This is a genomic window from Vibrio sp. STUT-A16, assembly GCF_026000495.1.
GTDB classification, from domain to species: Bacteria; Pseudomonadota; Gammaproteobacteria; order Enterobacterales; family Vibrionaceae; genus Vibrio; species Vibrio diabolicus.
In genome coordinates this window covers 1,679,011-1,695,465 of sequence record NZ_AP026766.1, presented here as the reverse complement: position 1 = coordinate 1,695,465, position 16,455 = coordinate 1,679,011, and the positions used below count along the sequence as shown (strand labels likewise).

The window sequence follows — 16,455 nt, the reverse complement described above, 5'->3', positions numbered from 1 at the left end:
AAGAGAGACATAACAAGGACTGTGCCAATTAAAGTTGAAGCGTTTTAACTAGAGGCGAGATGTTCTTTGAAGAAACCTAGTGTGCGTTCCCACGCGAGCGCCGCTTCTTCTGGTGCGTAGCGAGCCGTTGAGTCGTTATGGAAGCCATGGTTGACGTTTTCATACATTAACGCCTGATATTGCGCATCGTTCGCGATCAATTGCTGCTCATAGGCAGGCCATGTGTCGTTGACGCGCTTATCGAGCCCTGCGAAGTGAATCATCAACGGCCCTTTGACCTGCTTTTGAATCTCTTGCGCCGCTGGTGTTCCGTAGAAAGGCACACCTGCATCCAGCTCTTCTGGCATTACCGCTGCAAGCATATTGACGATGTATCCACCGAAGCAGAACCCAACTGCGCCCAATTTACCGTTCCCACCCTCGTAGTGTTTAATGAAATTAGCAGCAGCAATAAAATCTTGTTCGATCTTGGCTCTGTCCATCTCTTTCTGCATGGCGCGACCTTCATCATCGTTCCCCGGATAGCCGCCGAGTGGATAAAGCGCGTCAGGAGCGAAAGCAATAAAGCCATCTTTCGCGAGTCGCCTGGCGACATCTTTGATGTATGGGTTTAGACCTCGATTTTCATGAATCACCAACACGGTCGGCGATTTTAAGGTCTTCTTTTGTGGCACAACCAAATAGCCGCTACCTTCCCCATGTCCATTGGGCGAGGCAAAGGTTTCATAGGTTGCTTTGATCTCAGGATCATTAAAGGAAACTTGCTCTGCGAGCGCATAATTTGGAGTCAGGGCATCAACTAGGGCCGTCATACTAAAACCTAAAACAGCGAGGCCACCAAGACGGTTGAGAAACTCTCGGCGAGAGATTTTGCCATGCGCGTATTCGTCATACCAATCGAAAGCTTCTTGTGGAATGGGATGTGACGCCTTGTTTTTAGAATTTGAGTGCTTTAGAACCATTATCCTTGTCCTCATTTCTTATCGAAAAGTAAACTCATCAGGCCTCACTGATGTTTGCCCCAACCAGGTGTGAGACACTTCAAGTGATAAATACATCACTGACAAGCTTACACAAACAATAGATAAAGGATTCCGATCCAACAACGTTTCGCGGTTAGCTCGTCACAGGATTAACTGCCACAACAATAGTTTTCCCAATAAGCAAACGCACGTTCAAAGGCCTGTTCCCTATCGTGCACTTGAGCAAAGAGCACAACTGTCATCGTTGCCAAAACCGTATTCGCCATTTGGTTCATGTCATCTTCTAACGTCCCAAACGGACAGTTCGTAGGCATTGGCACCTCAGACAGCATTTGCTCCGTCCAGTAGTGAGATGTCACGCCGCTTGTTTGGCTTAACCATACCGTTTGGCTTACTTTCGGGTTGTATTCTGATTCGCCCGATTGCCCTTTGAATGACACAACAGCGTGAGCGGTTTGACCGATTTCATATTCGACTTCTGCATGAAGTTGTTGGAATCCAGGATGGAAGCTACCACGAATACCAACCGTCGCCTGCCCCGGATTCAATGCACGAACCACGGTATTAATCGGCGTTCTCAGCCCATAACGATTCTTCCAACCGATCATGGTTTCTGCTTGAGGAGCAAATGCACTGAGCGGTAGATACACGATGTTTTGTGTTTCTAACACACGCTTTGCGTCTTCTGCTGATTCCGCTTTCTTGATAGCAAATTTGTCGAGGTAATCTTCTGCGTGTAAACGACCAGATTGACGATCGTGATAGCCGTGCATCAATACTTTATGACCATTATCGGCAAGGATCTTCGCTGCCAACAGGTGCCAAGGCTGACCTGCTGCTTCTCGCTTACCGGCGTAACATGGCCAGTCAATGTCTGCACCAATGGCAGGCATGCGGGATTGGAATGCTTTCACAAAGCCAGCGATTTCTTGTTGAGTCTCGTTTTGTACGCGGATAAGCATCAATAACATCGCCATCTGATCGTCGTCGCACTCACCGTTTAGGTATTCATCCATGACTCGAAACGCTTGGTCAAAGTTCAGTGGTTTCCTACCACGTTCACCACGACCGACTGTTCTGATACACTCCAAAATGCTGCTCATATTCCCTCGTATTCCGTCACTGACTGTACGGTTTCTATTAGTTGTTCGCGCAGTTTGACAACTTCTCCTATCACAATCAATGCTGGGCTGATGCCTTTAAGTGTAATCGATAACTCATTGAGCTGATTGAGTTGGGTAACATGAACTTGCTGCTGAGGGCTGCAACCATGAGTGATGACCGCAACAGGGAAATCTTGGTTCAAACCAGCGCCGACTAAACCGATTTGTATGTCTGCCGATTTTTCTAATCCCATGTAGAACACCAATGTTTGTCCGCTTTGCATCAGTTGGCTCCACGCTTCAAATGCGCCTGTTACCACTTGCCCCGTCACAAAGGTAACGCTGCGAGCAACGCCGCGATGAGTCAGCGGAATCAAGCTGTTTGCTGAACATCCAATCGCAGCAGTAATACCGGGGATGACTTCGTAAGCGATAGAGTGTTTGACGAGCGCTAACGCCTCTTCGCCTCCACGACCAAATACAAAAGGATCTCCCCCTTTTAAGCGCACAACTCGCTTTCCTTGCTGAGCGAGCGACACCAACAAATCACAGATTTCTTCCTGACCAATACTAGGTTGTCCGCATCGTTTGCCCACGTAAATCCAATCGGCTTGTGGCGAGGCCAACTCCAAAATATCTTTGTTTACCAGACGGTCGTACAACAGTACCTCTGCCGACATAATCGCTTTCACTGCCTTCACGGTTAACAAGTCTGGATCGTGCGGTCCTGCTCCGACAATAGAGACAAAACCTTTGTGGTTCGCATCTAGATCTTCGGAGTGATTTTCTAAAAGTTGGTTCAGTTTGCTTGCTTGGTCATGCTTAGAAAAGCGAGACGAGCGTTCTTGACTCTGGTCCGCTTGTCCTTTCTTAAACCAAGACTTTTGATAAGGCGCTTCCATGTGCTTATCCTCTTTATGACTTACTTTATTTGAATCGCCAGACTTTGCTGGTTCGCTTGCAGTTTGCCCTTTTGATGCTGATGGCTGTCGAGCATTTGTTTGATTTGAGAAACGCACGAACCACAGTTGGTACCGCATTTGAGTTTGTTTTGAAGTTGGGTCAGTGAAGTGCAGTCTTGTTTCTCCATCGCGTCATGTATCTGTTTATCAGTAACACGGAAACAACTACAGACCAGTTTGGCACTGCTTTGCGATTGAGTGATGGTAAGCAGTTGCGATAGCTCCATCGGCTTACCAATCAAGCCAGTAAAGTTGGTGTAGTCGGTTTGAATCGGTTCACTAGACACCACCAAAACAGAACGAATGATACGAACGTCTCCAACAAGGTCGTAATCCACCGCTAGCCAACCTAGGGCAATATCTATCGTAATCCTGCGACTCTTTTCCGTTCGACAAAAACTCTGCTTTTTTGGTCGTTTATCGTGTGCAAAGCGCCAGATGCCCAAATTGCTTTCTGCTTGAAATGCGCTGTAGAGAAACTTGCCGGAATCAAACTGTGTACCGATGAACATACCGTAGGTTTTTACCGCTGCGTCTTGCACTTCAACATAAGACGACTTAAACGCAGGTTGCCCAGAAATAGGGTCTTTTGCGCTGTTTATTATCGCGTTAACACTGCTTTCGCCGCCATATCGGCCCGCCCAGTGCATTGACATAAACAGCTCTTGAAAACCCAAACCTTCATCAATGGCCACTTTGGCATAAATACCGGTGTTTGAAGTAGGCTGAAACAGCTTGGTGAGTTGCCCTGCTTTTAAGCGATTTTGAGTGGCGGAGAGTGTATTCATGTACACGGTTGGCTCTAACTCAGAGGCGGCTAGGTGTGCGATATGCCCTGTACGCGTCATGGTATGCCATTGATCGCGTTGCCTGCCCGTATTGAGCCACCAGCCTTTTATTCTTTCTAAACGCGTTGGAGATTCGCTGGTCACGACAAAACGCGCTTTACCATCTGGGTGCGAATAGACGCCATCAGCAAAAGGACGCTCTCCTCCCCATTGTGTTGGCACCCACTCTTCGTATTCTTGCTCGGTTAAGTTCGCGTATTGAGACAGATCGAGCTTCAAAGGTGAATCCGCATTCATGCCTGTCATTGTCGCATATTCCCTGAAAACTGCTCGCTCTGAAGTAAACGCAAAACCATTTTGTGTCTTTTCCAATGCACACAGAGCTTGTCCGACTTGGCTTATCGCCGACCAATCTGATTTTGCTTCACCCGGAGGCGTTTGAAACTGGCGCTGCCTTGAAAGTCGACGCTCAGAGTTGGTTACCATGCCTTGCTTTTCACCCCAACCAGCCGCTGGCAATAAAACATCTGCATATTTAGCAACGTCCGACTCCGCGGTAATATCAGACACAATCACAAAAGGACAAGCCTCTAACGCGCGCTTAACCATCTGATTATCAGGCAAAGAAACCACGGGATTGGTTGCCATGATCCACAGAACTTTAATCTCACCACGTTCTACCGCCTCAAACAGCTCGACGGCTTTTAATCCAGGCTTAGTGGCAATTTCGGGTGAATCCCAAAACGCTTGGACTTGCTTTATAGAGTCTGCGTCAAAAGCGCGATGAACCGCTAGTTGGTTTGCCAAACCACCGACTTCTCGCCCACCCATCGCATTCGGCTGACCTGTAATAGAAAACGGCCCACAACCTGACTTAGCAATTTTACCTGTCGCCAAGTGTGCATTAATGATTGCATTGCCTTTATCGACACCATTTTCGGCTTGGTTAACCCCTTGGCAAAACAGCGTGATTGCGGTTGGGCTTTGTGCGAACCATTGGAAGAATGTCGTGAGTTTTTCTTCTGAAATACCAATGGAAGACGTTAAATTAGTGACATCGTAACGCAAATCAGAAACTTCTTCTGCAAGCGCATCAAACCCGTCGGTATGGGAATTTATGTATTCAGAATCAATACATTGCTGCTCGATAAGAAACTTGAGCAGCCCATTAAAAAGTGACACATCCCCATCGTTTTTAATCGGTAGATGCAAATCCGCTTGCTGCGCTGTGACCGTTTCACGCGGGTCAATGACCACCAGCTTGAGGTTAGGATTGTTTTCTCTCGCTTGTTGAATACGTCGAAATAGAACAGGGTGCGTCCAAGCGGTATTCGCACCGCAAATGATCAATAGTTCAGTATTATCAATGTCGTCGTAATTGACTGGAACGACATCTTCGCCAAATGCGCGCACGTGAGCAGCAACCGCAGAAGACATGCATAAACGGGAATTGGTATCGATGTTCGCGCTACCCACATAACCTTTCATGAGTTTGTTGGCGACGTAATAGTCTTCCGTCAACAACTGGCCTGACACGTACATCGCGACTGAATCCGGTCCAAACTCTGCTTTCGCTTGATGGATCTCTTGTGCAATTAAGTCTGTGACCGACTGCCATGACACTTCTTTTTCCCTTAGCTTGGGGTAGAGCAACCTTGAAGGCATTTTTAAGCTTTCTGCTAATGCGACACCCTTTACACACAGTGAACCGGAATTGGCCGGATGAAGCGCATCTCCAATAATCTTGTTATTGCTGATTTCAATTCCGCAGCCTACTCCGCAATACGGACAAGTTGTCTTTCTACACCCTTGTGACATAACGCCTCCTGCGCGACTAATCCTAAATTACAGGCAAAAAAAAGCCTCTCCCGAATCGAGAGAGGCAGCAATGCCTTTAACGCTGTTAGTACATTTTCAAAAGTAATACACTATCCCGCTCTCGCCTGCTATAGAGAGCGGCGCATCGAGTTAACGATGAACATTTATCTCAAAGCAAACGAGGTGCCAAGATTGAAAATCTTTAATTTACAAAACGTTAGAATGTAAACAACTATTGCAAAGTAATACCGCGCACTGATTGAGTGCAAGTTTCGTTCATTATCGTGCAGGGTTACTTTACTAATTCCATGACCAATCTAGACTCGTCGTCACCGAAATAATGCGCTTCTTCTTTTAATACTTTGAAGCCAAGGGAGAGATACAAAGACAATGCAGGCTGATTATTCGGATCGACCGTCAACTTCACACTTGAGCCCAACTTCAACGGCGCGATGGCACTTTCAATCAGAGAACGCGCAATACCCTTACCACGATGTTGAGTATCGACAGCCAGTGACATGATCCAATATTGCTGTGCATTTGTGCTTGTCGTCAGCAAAATATACCCTGCGACTTGCTCCCCCTCTTTCGCCACTAGTAAGCTTTCCCCCCAACAATCAAAAGCTTGCCGAAAGAAAAATTGAGGATAGGCATGTTCTCCAAATAAAGTATTTTCAAGCGTATACACAGCCAATAAGTCGTCTTTATGTGCAGACAGAATGTCCATTCAATGATTCCTCCTTTAACATTTGTGGCGGCAGTATATACCTAAAACTCATCTAAATGCAGGACTCATAGACCTGCCACTTGCTAGCCCTCCAATATGCACCATGGCTCATTAAGTAAGAGCAAGCTTCTTTAGCATATACATCCATGATTAAGTTTTAACCACGAAATCAAAAACCACCCATTAGTAAAAATTTGAAATATAACACCAATTTATTGCTTAATTTTTAGATTAAAATTCTAGTTTTTAAAAAAATTCATAGTTTGATAAGTTACAACCACCCCTTATCTTCAGCATGATTCACCACACTTCCGATGTGATAACAAACACCAAAACCTATACCATTCTCCGCATTATTATTTTTATAAAAGCGAGTTTTAAGTGAAAGAATCTCGAAATGCGTTAAATTCCAGTGAATTAAACACAACAACATCTTGGTCAAAACACGATACACATTGGGTCCTTAGTCTGTTTGGAACAGCCGTTGGTGCAGGCATTCTATTTCTGCCGATCAACCTTGGTATTGGCGGGTTTTGGCCGTTAGTCGCAATGGCTGTGCTTGCTTTCCCAATGACTTATCTTGCCCACCGTGGTTTAGCTCGCTTTGTACTGTCTTCCAAGATCAAAAATGCAGACTTTACTGATGTAGTAGAAGAGCACTTTGGCGCAAAAGCGGGTCGCTCTATTTCACTGCTGTATTTTCTTTCGATCTTCCCGATCCTGTTAATTTACGGTGTCGGTATTACCAATACCGTAGACAGTTTTATGGTTAACCAAGCTGATATGGCTTCTTTGCCTCGCCCTCTGCTTTCAGGTGCACTAGTGTTTGCATTAATTGCCATTATGATGGCGGGCGAAAAAGTCATGCTACGGGCTTTTGCCATTATGGTTTACCCATTAGTGGCTATTCTTGCCTTTCTTTCATTTTACTTGATACCAAACTGGACCATGCCAATCATGGACGCCCCTGAAGCGTCTGCTTTTGCTAGCACTATGTGGTTAGCGGTTCCTGTGGTTATTTTCTCGTTTAGTCACGCAGCTGCGATTTCAAGCTTTGCAAATGTGCAACGTCGCCATTATGGCGATCAAGCGGATGCGAAATCCGAAGTAATTCTTCGACGCACTAGCATCATGTTAATTGCGTTTGTGCTTATTTTTGTCTTTTCGTGTGTATTAGCGCTGTCACCAGAGCAATTGGCTCAAGCTAAAGAACAAAACGTGTCGGTGCTGTCTTATTTAGCCAATGCAACAGACAACCCATTTATCGCAACGCTTGGTCCTTTGGTGGCTTTTGTTGCTATCACTTCCTCTTTTCTTGGGCACTTTTTAGGTGCACGCGAAAGCTTAAATGGTTTAATTACCAAACACTCTAAACTGTCTGAAAAGCGGGTTGATCGTATCAGCGTTGCAGTACTTTTCTTTTCAATCTGGGCAGCAGCGATCATGAACCCAAGCATTCTTGGTATGATGGAAGCGTTGTCAGGGCCTGTTATCGCGATGATCTTATTTATTATGCCAATGTTAGCGGTATACAAAATCGATGCATTGAAACAATATCGTGGGAATGGCTCAACTTACTTTGTTTTAACTGCGGGCATTGTAGCGGTAAGTGCATTGATTTTTAGCTTCTTCAGCTAAAAAGTAGTTATTAGGTTGGATTTTCAGGGGAATACCTTATACGAGATTAAGGTGATTCCCTGAATTTTCTTACTCTTAAGCGGGTAACCATCGTTACCATTGACTCTTAAATAAGAGCAAAAACGCCCGCAATCATAAGTACTGAAGCGATACAAGTGCGGCCAATAATACCGAAGTGTGAAGGTTGAATCATTTCATTATGCATAGTTAATCTCCTGTTTATTATAAAAGCCATTTTTTATTGGCTTAATAACACTATGTCTAATATCGAGTTTTTTAACAACCCATACAAACATTAAATATTTATGACAGAAAGATAATTTTTTAGCGAACCAGCCATCTTTCGAGATGCGAATCGCACCGACTAAATGATGAAACTTACACCACTAACAATGTTCGACACACTAGATTCGTCGCACTGTTTATCTTGTCGTTAAATCAATCTTTCCACTTTTGAACAGATTTATCATTATAAATCAGAATATTAGCCTCACCTTTCGCGAAACTTTCTTCACAAGCCGTTTGTAACTCGGAATCCATCCGCACTTAGCCAATAAGAAGTGATAGACTTACCTAGTATTAGGGTTAAACGAGATCACATTTTATTAATAAGCTCATGCACTTTCCGATTAAAACGCTAACTTGCGCGCTGTTCTCAGTACTTGGATTCTTCTTCCATCCAACCCATGTACTTGCCAACACAGAAAAACTGGGCTATCTGGAAGAACACATTTCTCCTCAAAGCAGCTCCATGCTCAATCTCTATTTTCGTTCAATGGGTAAGCCGCGCTCAATTGAAGAAGATGAATTAGTTGCGCCACAGAATGCGTCAGCGGAATCTCTTGCCCTTTATTACTTTGCGCGCCTTTACCTAAAGCGCTACGAAGGCGTTCCGCTGCCCAAAGATATGCCTGATTTAATTGAGTTTGGGACAGAGCATCATTTACCGTGGGTAGTCGCTGAAGCACAGCTTAATAAAGCGGTAACCATGATTGAACTAGACGACAATTGGAATGCAGAACTTGTACTCCATGACATCATCGCTGAAGCTCGCGATCTCGGCTATTTAGCGCTAGAAGGAAGAGCATATCGCTGGCTAGGGAACTTAGAGGTTTCACGGAATCAACTACGTAGCGGACTCAAGTATTACCGAACCGCCTATGAGTTGTTAGAGAGAACCGTGTTTGAAATGCAAGTTGCCATGACGCTGAATAACATCGGTACCGTCTATATCGATGCATCCGATTGGGCTCGCGCCAGTAGCTACCTTACGCAAGCACTCGATACCTATTTAAACAGCGAATATCAATATGACAACAGCCTTTTCATTGGGGTTATCTACGCAAACTTAAGTATTGTTCACTTAAGCAGTGGAGATAGCGAAAAGGCAGAACACTATTTTAATGAAGCAATCCGACTCTCAATGCAAACGGGGTCAGACGTCATCAAACACTATTCATTATCCAGCTTCTCACAAATGTTAAGTTCGATAGGGAAAATTGATGAAGCGTTGATGGTTGCACAGCGTTGCGTAGCTCTCCCTATCACGGGAAACGTAGAGGCGAAGAAAATGCCTTGTTATGAAGCATATGCAGAAGCATACCTCGCAGATGAACAATACGATAAAGCTATTTCGACAGCTATCAACGTACTTGAGCAAACTAAATCAACCGATGAGCTAGAAATACGACAGCGCATTGATATGCTGTCGGTCCTAGTAAACGCGAATCAAACCCTTAATAATTTTGAAGCGGCTTTTCGTTACTTGACTCAGTTAAGAGAGCTAGAAGCTGAATTTTCTCATCATATTCACGGCGAAGAGATGATTAATATTAAGTTTGACCTCGAAGCTAAGTTAGCTCAGAAAGAACTCAAGCTACTAGAAACGAAAAATGCGTTGCAAGCTTCAGAGCTGCGTTCACAACGCTATAGAGAAATGTTCTACTTTATCGCTATCGCAGCGATTGGTGTCGTTGGCTTTCGTTACGTACTACGCGTTAGGCGTATTAATAAAGCACTCACTCAAGAAAATACTACCGATCCATTAACTCAATTGCACAACCGTCGCTACCTTCCCATTTGGCTGGATAAAATGGCTCGTAGAAGCCCAGATAGAACGTTTGCCTTAGCCGTATTAGATATCGATCATTTTAAAACGTTTAACGATGAATATGGGCATGATATTGGCGACAAGATGTTAATTCATATTGCCAGGTTATTTAATGAATCGACTCGCTCTGGGGACCTACTCATCCGTTGGGGTGGAGAGGAGTTTGTCTTATTATTTGAAGTAAACAGAACTGAAGATTGCGCTAAATTCTTGGATCGATTGAGATATATCGTGGAAAACACGCCACTAGTGGTTGACTCTAAGTCATTAAACGCGACAATTTCTCTCGGGGCTGTCGACAGACTGTCCGTAAAAACTATTCAACAAGAATGGGATCAATGGTTTTTCTTCGCAGATCAAGCTTTGTATGACGCAAAGCAAGCAGGAAGAAATCGCTTCGTTATTCACCCGACGTCATAAGAGCAAAATGAAAAAAATCCTAACCATCGCTATTTTTGCGCCTGCACTTCTCACTGCGTGTAGTAACCATCAAGCCTCTCAACTGGGAATGCGCAGCAGCAGTGTTAACGTATATGCCCAACAAATGAGTAACACTCAGTTGTGCGAGACCCTCTACTACAACCGTGCAACCAACCAAACCAAAGTTGCGATTGGCGCTGAGTTTAACCGACGTGGTTTAAACAAGAAGTGGTGTGATAGTGAGTTCAATAAGCTATACATCAAAAAGTGGATTGATAACGTGTTACCCAAAGAAAAGGCCAAACCGAAGAAACCAATGGCGACAATTCAACCCGCTTCAACTAAATAATCCTTCCTCTCAAAGCAGACAGTACGACCGTATTTTCTGCTTTTTACTTTTCATGCGTGCGCTATTCGACATTAAAAAACCCTATAGTTTCAGTAAATTAACACTGACTCATGTTGTTCGTCGAACTTTTGATGTAAACAAGTTGTAAATGGTTTTCGTCCTTATTCTTTGTCGTTAGCTTTGTTTATTCCTGTTAGAGGAATATGAAACAGGAGCTAAAAAATTCCAAACAAAGACATGAGGTCAAAAATGGAAATACGCATTAACCGCCTATTTGCTGCTATGTTGGCAGTAGGCATTGCACCTGCCGTCTCGGCGTTTGATCCACTCTATTCTGAACAATGGCACTTAGACAACACAGGGCAAACTGCTTTTGCTGCTAACCCAGCTGTTGCTGGGAACGACCTAAACACCAAGCTCACTCAAGCAATGGGTATTGCGGGTATTGGTGTAAAAGTCGCGGTCATTGATTCTGGAGTGCAGATCGATCACCCAGATCTTGCAGGTAATATAGTTACAGGTAGCAGAAACTTCGTCGAAGACTCTTCTTTCCCATTAAGTTATCCGGTTGACACCAATGGTCACGGCACTGCTGTCGCCGGTTTGATCAGCGCAGTCGGCAACAATGGTGAAGGTGGACGCGGTGTTGCTTCTCACTCTTCTCTTATTGGTTTTAACTGGTTAGCCAACCAGACATTAGAAGGCTGGCTAATCTCTCACGGCATGGACCCAGCCACACGCGATGTTCGTGTATTTAACCAAAGCTATGGTTTCAGCCCGATCAACCCAATAACTTTTGATGAAAGCGATCCTCAACTTAAACTTGAAATGGACATGATAAAAAATGTCAGCGAAAGTAACTCATGGGGACGCGGTGCTGTATTTGTTAAGTCAGCCGGCAATGGTTATCGCTATTTCAATGCGGGAAGATTCTTCGTATTACCAAGTAACTTCTTTGCTGGTGGAGACAACCAAGGCTTGCCGATGCACAACTCCGCTCAGTCTTATGACAACGCCAACTATTTTAATTTAATCACCAGTGCACTACGTGCGGATGGCACGCGAGCGAGTTACTCATCGGTGGGATCTAACGTATGGGTTGCCGCACCAGCAGGTGAATATGGGCAAGACTTCCCTGCCATGGTCACCACCGATTTGATGGGTTGTGAAGAAGGGCAAAATACCAGCGACGGACTTGGTATCAATGGCTTACACGGCGGAACGGAGCTAGACCCGAACTGTAACTATACCAGTACAATGAACGGAACCTCGTCTGCTGCGCCAAACACGTCCGGTGCCATCGCGGCAATCATGTCCACGAATCATGCACTTTCTGCTCGTGATGTACGTGCTTTACTAGCAGAAACAGCAAAAGTAACGGATAAAACGCATCCAGGCGTACGACTTGAATTTACTAACCACAAAGGTGAACAGGTTAGCTACGAGGCCATTTCTCCTTGGCAGAAAAACGCTGCAGGCGTAGATTTCCATACTTTTTATGGCTTCGGCGCTGTCGATTTGGATGAAGCAATGCAACGTGCTCGCATGACGAATCGTGTTTTACCGCCTCAAGTTATTACGCCTTGGGTTAACAATACTAAAGAAGTAAGTGTACCCGATGCGAGTTTGGCTGGCGGTTCATCAAGTATCGCCATTGCCGATGATCTGAAGGTAGAATCCGTTCAAGTGAAATTGACATTAGACCACTCTCGCCTGCCCGACTTAGCTATCGAGCTCGTTTCGCCATCAGGGACTCGTTCCGTTTTGCAAACACCACGTAATGGTCTTGTTGGTCAATCTCTTGACCCAACGATTACTGGCTACAAAGACCAACTAATGTTGTCTAACCAATTCTATGGCGAAGATGCAAAAGGCGAATGGACATTACGAGCAATCGATACGAATGGCGACGAAGTCTTTTCTTACATTGCATATTTTAACTCTTCAACCATCTATGACGTTCCGATGGCAAACAACGCTCAGCCAGGTGTTATTAAGAACTGGTCGATGCGCATCTTTGGACACTAAGGAGTCAATTACATGAAATACATATCATTTTCTATGCTGGCTCTTTCTATGATGACGGCTAGCGCATACGCTGAGCAACAACTCTCTCAACAACCCGCACCTGAACTGTTTGTGCCTTCAGAAGCGGTTGAGATTAATGGCCAAGATTATCGCAAGGTGCAAACGGGTACAGCTAGGAGCCTATCCGAAGAAGTAAAACTTCAAGCCGGTGATGAAGTGTTTAAGAATGCGTTTAGCAATGTATCCAAGGCCACTGGACTGGTTTACATCACGGTAAACAACTCTAACGAAGCGAAAGCGGTCGCCAAAGAGCTAAAGCTGGAAGTTGTCTTCGCAGAGGGAGAGTCTGCGGTATTAAAAGCATCTCAAGATCAAGATCTACTAAGCATTAGCGACTATCTAAACGCAGACAGCCGGGTAAAAGCGTCTAAAATTGAACTAAACAGCGGTAAGTACCGTGCACAATAATTCTCTAGCAAGAGAAGTTGGCTGATAAAACCATGCCTCAGCGATTGCTGAGGCATTTTTATAGGTGGGTATAGAGACCCTCTTTTTCTTTTGTAGATTACTACGGAACTAGCATGATATTTAGGGGAGCGTGTCCGGCTGCGCCTGTCATTTCTTAAATAAAATAACTTCGGTTCTTAGTTTATCCTGCGTGGTTTCTTGCGGATTATCTAAGTAGCGCTCAATCCCTAATGGACTGGTTTTGGCTTTCATACCACTCTGACGAACCAAGTTCATCGCTAAAGCCCATGCATTTCCCAAAAACTGATATTCCCCACGGTGCTCGACGACAAATGTTTCACTCTCAGGTATGGTACCGGAAACCGCTCCCTCTGGCGCAGTTACCGCGTTATCAAGTGGTAAGCAAGTGATAAACTCAAACGTGCCTTTCTGCATATCCATCGACTGGTAATAACAAAATAACTCACCGTTCACAGATAAGCCCTTGTCATCAACTATCTGCTTTAACTTGTGAACTTGTTCTTCTATTACCGGACCTAGTTCTGGAATGCTGGCCTCGCCTTTAATTCCGATGTAATGAACCTGAGGCTGAGTTCGATTACCAATTTCAACCAAGTCTGAGAGCACTTGCCCGGTTTCAAGTTTGCTTTTAAGCATGCGTAGCCCACGTTGATAATCCATCTCTATCATCGACTTAAACATACTTTTCAAAAAGAACAGATACCAAGGAACGCGTGATTGCATTTGCCATTCGACTAAACAACCATCTTGTGACGGCGTCACTATTAGAGTCACCTTTCCGTGACTCTTAATTGGGCGAAAGAAATGAAGCTCCATATCTAACCGATGTTCTTGAGTGCTTTCAAGTACGATGGCACCAGTCCCAATACGCTGACCATTCCATTGGTAACCGGCTCCAACGTGACCTTGATTATCGCTGAATGTCAGCTCGCAGCTCGGTTCAAGAATGATCCAAGGTGACCAATCAGGCCAGTTATTAAAATCCTTGAGATAGCCAATAATCTCGCTTTGATTCTTATTAATTTCAATACTTCTGCTGACCTGATAAGAAAGCATAACGGTTCCTCAAGTTTCCGCGTCACTAACTTCAGTCTAATTCAAATTCCAGTTTTTTCTTGTTTGACTGTGGGTTAGACGCACAAAGCTAGGAACGGAATTCCACTTTCGCACTAAATCGAACACCATCATCGTCCAGTATTAACGCCCATCCCATCCGTTCACATATGCGTTGTACGATAACAAGCCCACAACCGTAGCCGGCGTTGTACGTCTCGTTACCATCGTGACGATTCAGGATCTTAAGAGCATGACCTTTCAACTCAATTTCAATATCCCCTACACTATAGCTAAAGGCGTTTTTAATCAGATTGTTGATAACAATGGTCACAAAACTCTCTGGAGCCGTCACTACACCACTATGTTGTTCGTGCAAAGAGTAGTTCGAATCTTGCTTGGCAAATAAAGGAGCCAGCTCTTCCAGTTGTTTTTGTAAACAAGTAAGAAGCTGATGCTCTCCGTAATGCTGAGGCTCTATTTTCTCTTTACCGAGCAAGAGAAACGCTTCTGTCAGTACGCGCATGTCTTCACAAGCTGACTGCATTCTCGCGATGGCTTTTTGCGCGACTCGAGGTTGTTCTGGGATACGCGTTAGAATGTCTGTTGAGCCTTTGATCACCATGATTGGCGTTCTCAACTCATGCGATGCAAAACGACTAAATTCTTGTTCTCGTTTGAAATAGCCCGCGATATCGTTTTTATTATCCAGCAAAGTTTGCTCTATTTGGCGTGTCTCGCTGAACTTGGTTTCAACTTGGAAAGCGGGTTGATCCGGTGACATTTGGCTGATTTTGTCTTCGATTTGCGCTAGTGGTCGAGACAATATTCGCACCATATAAATGCCATACCCGACCATAACAAATGAAAATAAGCCACCGAGCAGTAGCGTAAACTGATGCAGCGAGCTTTCGTATTCGTCGAGGTAATCATCGGAGTCATCTTGAAACACAATGTACATAAGCCCCTTCCCTGAGGGGTGTTTCAATACGACAAAGTGTTTGTCTTCTTCACCAAGCAGGTATTCGTAAAAACCAGGTGAAGTAAAAGAGAGCAACCAATCGGGTGTCGGTGCTTCACTCCAATATGAGTTGAATTCCAATACGTTTGGCAATGGCGCATCCCAGCCCTGTTTCTCGAAATTCTCACTATAAAGCGCAGCTTCAGTATCGAGCCAGTGATGTAAACTCAGCACTTCCAGTTTGTTTTCTGCCACATAAATCAGCGACCAAAAAAGAGTAAACATCACAAACGTCATGACCCCAAAACCCCAACGGATCTTGCGATAAATGCTTGGATATTCGTTATGCTTTAAGTCGGTAACCTTGTCCATGAATAGTCTCTAATCGTGATTCTTCAAAACCTTTGTCTAGCGCGGTTCTTAAACCGTAAATATGGCTACGAAGTGCATCACTTCCGGGTGGTTCGTCTCCCCACACACTATCGATCACTTCTGTGCGCGAGACCGCTGCTGGAGCACGTTGGAGAAGTAACTTTAAAATCTTGGTTTGAATTCGGCTCAGCTTAATTTCTTTGTCTTTTCTCGTCACTTTGCCTGTGCGCGCATCTAAACAAATGTCCGCAAACTTGAGCGTGCCAATATCTTGCCTTGGACCGCGATTAGCCAAAGCATGAACACGCAAACTAAGCTCTTCCATCGCAAATGGCTTCATTAAATAGTCATCGCCTCCCGCTTTAAATGCCGCGATTTTGTCATCTAACGTATCTTTTGCGGTTAGGAAGAGGATTGGCGTTCCACAGAGCTGATCTTGTCGAAGTTTCTGTACCGTACTAATGCCATCGAGCTTAGGCATCATGATATCCATGATGATTACATCGTAATGATTATCCTCGATTAGCTTCAGTGCGGCCTCACCATGATACGCACAATCGATAATCATGCCTTCAAGCTCAAGATAGTCCGCAATCGTCTCCGAGACATTGTGGTTGTCATCTACAATTAAAATTTTCATAAAAATCACATTTC

At 44.6% G+C, this 16,455-nt stretch carries 13 protein-coding genes; 5 read left to right on the top strand and 8 right to left on the bottom strand.

Annotated features, from left to right (window positions below; all coding sequences use genetic code 11):
* Positions 1-44 precede the first annotated feature (44 nt).
* From OO778_RS24245 to OO778_RS24225, 5 genes are all read right to left on the bottom strand, one after another.
* Positions 45-962 (bottom strand): dienelactone hydrolase family protein, encoded by a 918-nt coding sequence (locus tag OO778_RS24245; RefSeq protein ID WP_012842514.1) that lies wholly within the window; start codon positions 960-962, stop codon positions 45-47.
* Positions 963-1,132: 170 nt separating this feature from the next.
* A complete protein-coding gene (locus tag OO778_RS24240) occupies positions 1,133-2,086 on the bottom strand; it encodes a glycosyl transferase family protein (RefSeq protein ID WP_047009257.1) in 954 nt (317 codons plus the stop codon).
* The gene (cobA, locus tag OO778_RS24235; RefSeq protein WP_047009258.1) at positions 2,083-2,988 is read right to left on the bottom strand and encodes a uroporphyrinogen-III C-methyltransferase; all 906 of its coding nucleotides are present in this window, start codon (positions 2,986-2,988) and stop codon (positions 2,083-2,085) included. The genes OO778_RS24240 and cobA overlap by 4 nt, the downstream gene beginning before the upstream one ends.
* Positions 2,989-3,008: 20 nt before the next feature.
* On the bottom strand, positions 3,009-5,654 hold the full coding sequence (locus tag OO778_RS24230) for a nitrate reductase (RefSeq protein WP_264911993.1): 2,646 nt from the start codon (positions 5,652-5,654) through the stop codon (positions 3,009-3,011).
* Between the two features lie 292 nt (positions 5,655-5,946).
* A complete protein-coding gene (locus tag OO778_RS24225) occupies positions 5,947-6,381 on the bottom strand; it encodes an N-acetyltransferase (RefSeq protein ID WP_047009260.1) in 435 nt (144 codons plus the stop codon).
* Between the two features lie 381 nt (positions 6,382-6,762).
* Here OO778_RS24225 and OO778_RS24220 point away from each other — a divergent pair, with 381 nt between their 5' ends.
* The 5 genes from OO778_RS24220 (at position 6,763) to OO778_RS24200 (ending at position 13,394) form a co-directional block, all read left to right on the top strand.
* Complete coding sequence (locus OO778_RS24220) at positions 6,763-8,019, top strand: aromatic amino acid transport family protein (protein ID WP_047009261.1); 1,257 nt, start codon at positions 6,763-6,765, stop codon at positions 8,017-8,019.
* Positions 8,020-8,635: 616 nt separating this feature from the next.
* A complete protein-coding gene (locus tag OO778_RS24215; protein ID WP_264911991.1) occupies positions 8,636-10,549 on the top strand; it encodes a tetratricopeptide repeat-containing diguanylate cyclase in 1,914 nt (637 codons plus the stop codon).
* A 7-nt stretch (positions 10,550-10,556) separates the two neighbouring features.
* Positions 10,557-10,898 carry a hypothetical protein gene (locus OO778_RS24210; protein WP_012842508.1) on the top strand — a complete coding sequence of 114 codons (342 nt, stop codon included), beginning with the start codon at positions 10,557-10,559 and terminating at the stop codon, positions 10,896-10,898.
* 249 nt (positions 10,899-11,147) lie between these two features.
* Positions 11,148-12,926, top strand: a complete 1,779-nt coding sequence (locus tag OO778_RS24205) for a S8 family peptidase (RefSeq protein WP_104970781.1) — start codon at positions 11,148-11,150, stop codon at positions 12,924-12,926.
* Between the two features lie 12 nt (positions 12,927-12,938).
* Positions 12,939-13,394, top strand: a complete 456-nt coding sequence (locus OO778_RS24200) for a hypothetical protein (protein ID WP_054868032.1) — start codon at positions 12,939-12,941, stop codon at positions 13,392-13,394.
* A 147-nt stretch (positions 13,395-13,541) separates the two neighbouring features.
* Here the strand turns inward: OO778_RS24200 and OO778_RS24195 are convergent, their stop codons facing one another.
* The 3 genes from OO778_RS24195 to OO778_RS24185 form a co-directional block, all read right to left on the bottom strand.
* Positions 13,542-14,471: an SRPBCC family protein gene (locus OO778_RS24195; RefSeq protein WP_047009264.1), complete on the bottom strand. Its 930-nt coding sequence runs from the start codon at positions 14,469-14,471 to the stop codon at positions 13,542-13,544.
* 88 nt (positions 14,472-14,559) lie between these two features.
* Entirely contained in the window at positions 14,560-15,801 is a 1,242-nt protein-coding gene (locus OO778_RS24190) for a HAMP domain-containing sensor histidine kinase (protein WP_074189696.1), read from the bottom strand.
* Complete coding sequence (locus tag OO778_RS24185; RefSeq protein ID WP_074189697.1) at positions 15,773-16,441, bottom strand: response regulator transcription factor; 669 nt, start codon at positions 16,439-16,441, stop codon at positions 15,773-15,775. The genes OO778_RS24190 and OO778_RS24185 overlap by 29 nt, the downstream gene beginning before the upstream one ends.
* Positions 16,442-16,455: the final 14 nt, after the last annotated feature.

Excerpts from the sequence above, each read along its gene's own strand:
- OO778_RS24205 (WP_104970781.1), top strand. The coding sequence starts at position 11,148 with ATGGAAATACGCATTAACCGCCTATTTGCTGCTATGTTGGCAGTAGGC.
- OO778_RS24185 (WP_074189697.1), bottom strand. The coding sequence starts at position 16,441 with ATGAAAATTTTAATTGTAGATGACAACCACAATGTCTCGGAGACGATT.
- OO778_RS24215 (WP_264911991.1), top strand. The coding sequence starts at position 8,636 with ATGCACTTTCCGATTAAAACGCTAACTTGCGCGCTGTTCTCAGTACTT.
- OO778_RS24245 (WP_012842514.1), bottom strand. The coding sequence starts at position 962 with ATGGTTCTAAAGCACTCAAATTCTAAAAACAAGGCGTCACATCCCATT.
- OO778_RS24210 (WP_012842508.1), top strand. The coding sequence starts at position 10,557 with ATGAAAAAAATCCTAACCATCGCTATTTTTGCGCCTGCACTTCTCACT.
- OO778_RS24195 (WP_047009264.1), bottom strand. The coding sequence starts at position 14,471 with ATGCTTTCTTATCAGGTCAGCAGAAGTATTGAAATTAATAAGAATCAA.
- OO778_RS24225 (WP_047009260.1), bottom strand. The coding sequence starts at position 6,381 with ATGGACATTCTGTCTGCACATAAAGACGACTTATTGGCTGTGTATACG.
- OO778_RS24240 (WP_047009257.1), bottom strand. The coding sequence starts at position 2,086 with ATGAGCAGCATTTTGGAGTGTATCAGAACAGTCGGTCGTGGTGAACGT.
- OO778_RS24190 (WP_074189696.1), bottom strand. The coding sequence starts at position 15,801 with ATGGACAAGGTTACCGACTTAAAGCATAACGAATATCCAAGCATTTAT.
- OO778_RS24230 (WP_264911993.1), bottom strand. The coding sequence starts at position 5,654 with ATGTCACAAGGGTGTAGAAAGACAACTTGTCCGTATTGCGGAGTAGGC.
- cobA (WP_047009258.1), bottom strand. The coding sequence starts at position 2,988 with ATGGAAGCGCCTTATCAAAAGTCTTGGTTTAAGAAAGGACAAGCGGAC.
- OO778_RS24200 (WP_054868032.1), top strand. The coding sequence starts at position 12,939 with ATGAAATACATATCATTTTCTATGCTGGCTCTTTCTATGATGACGGCT.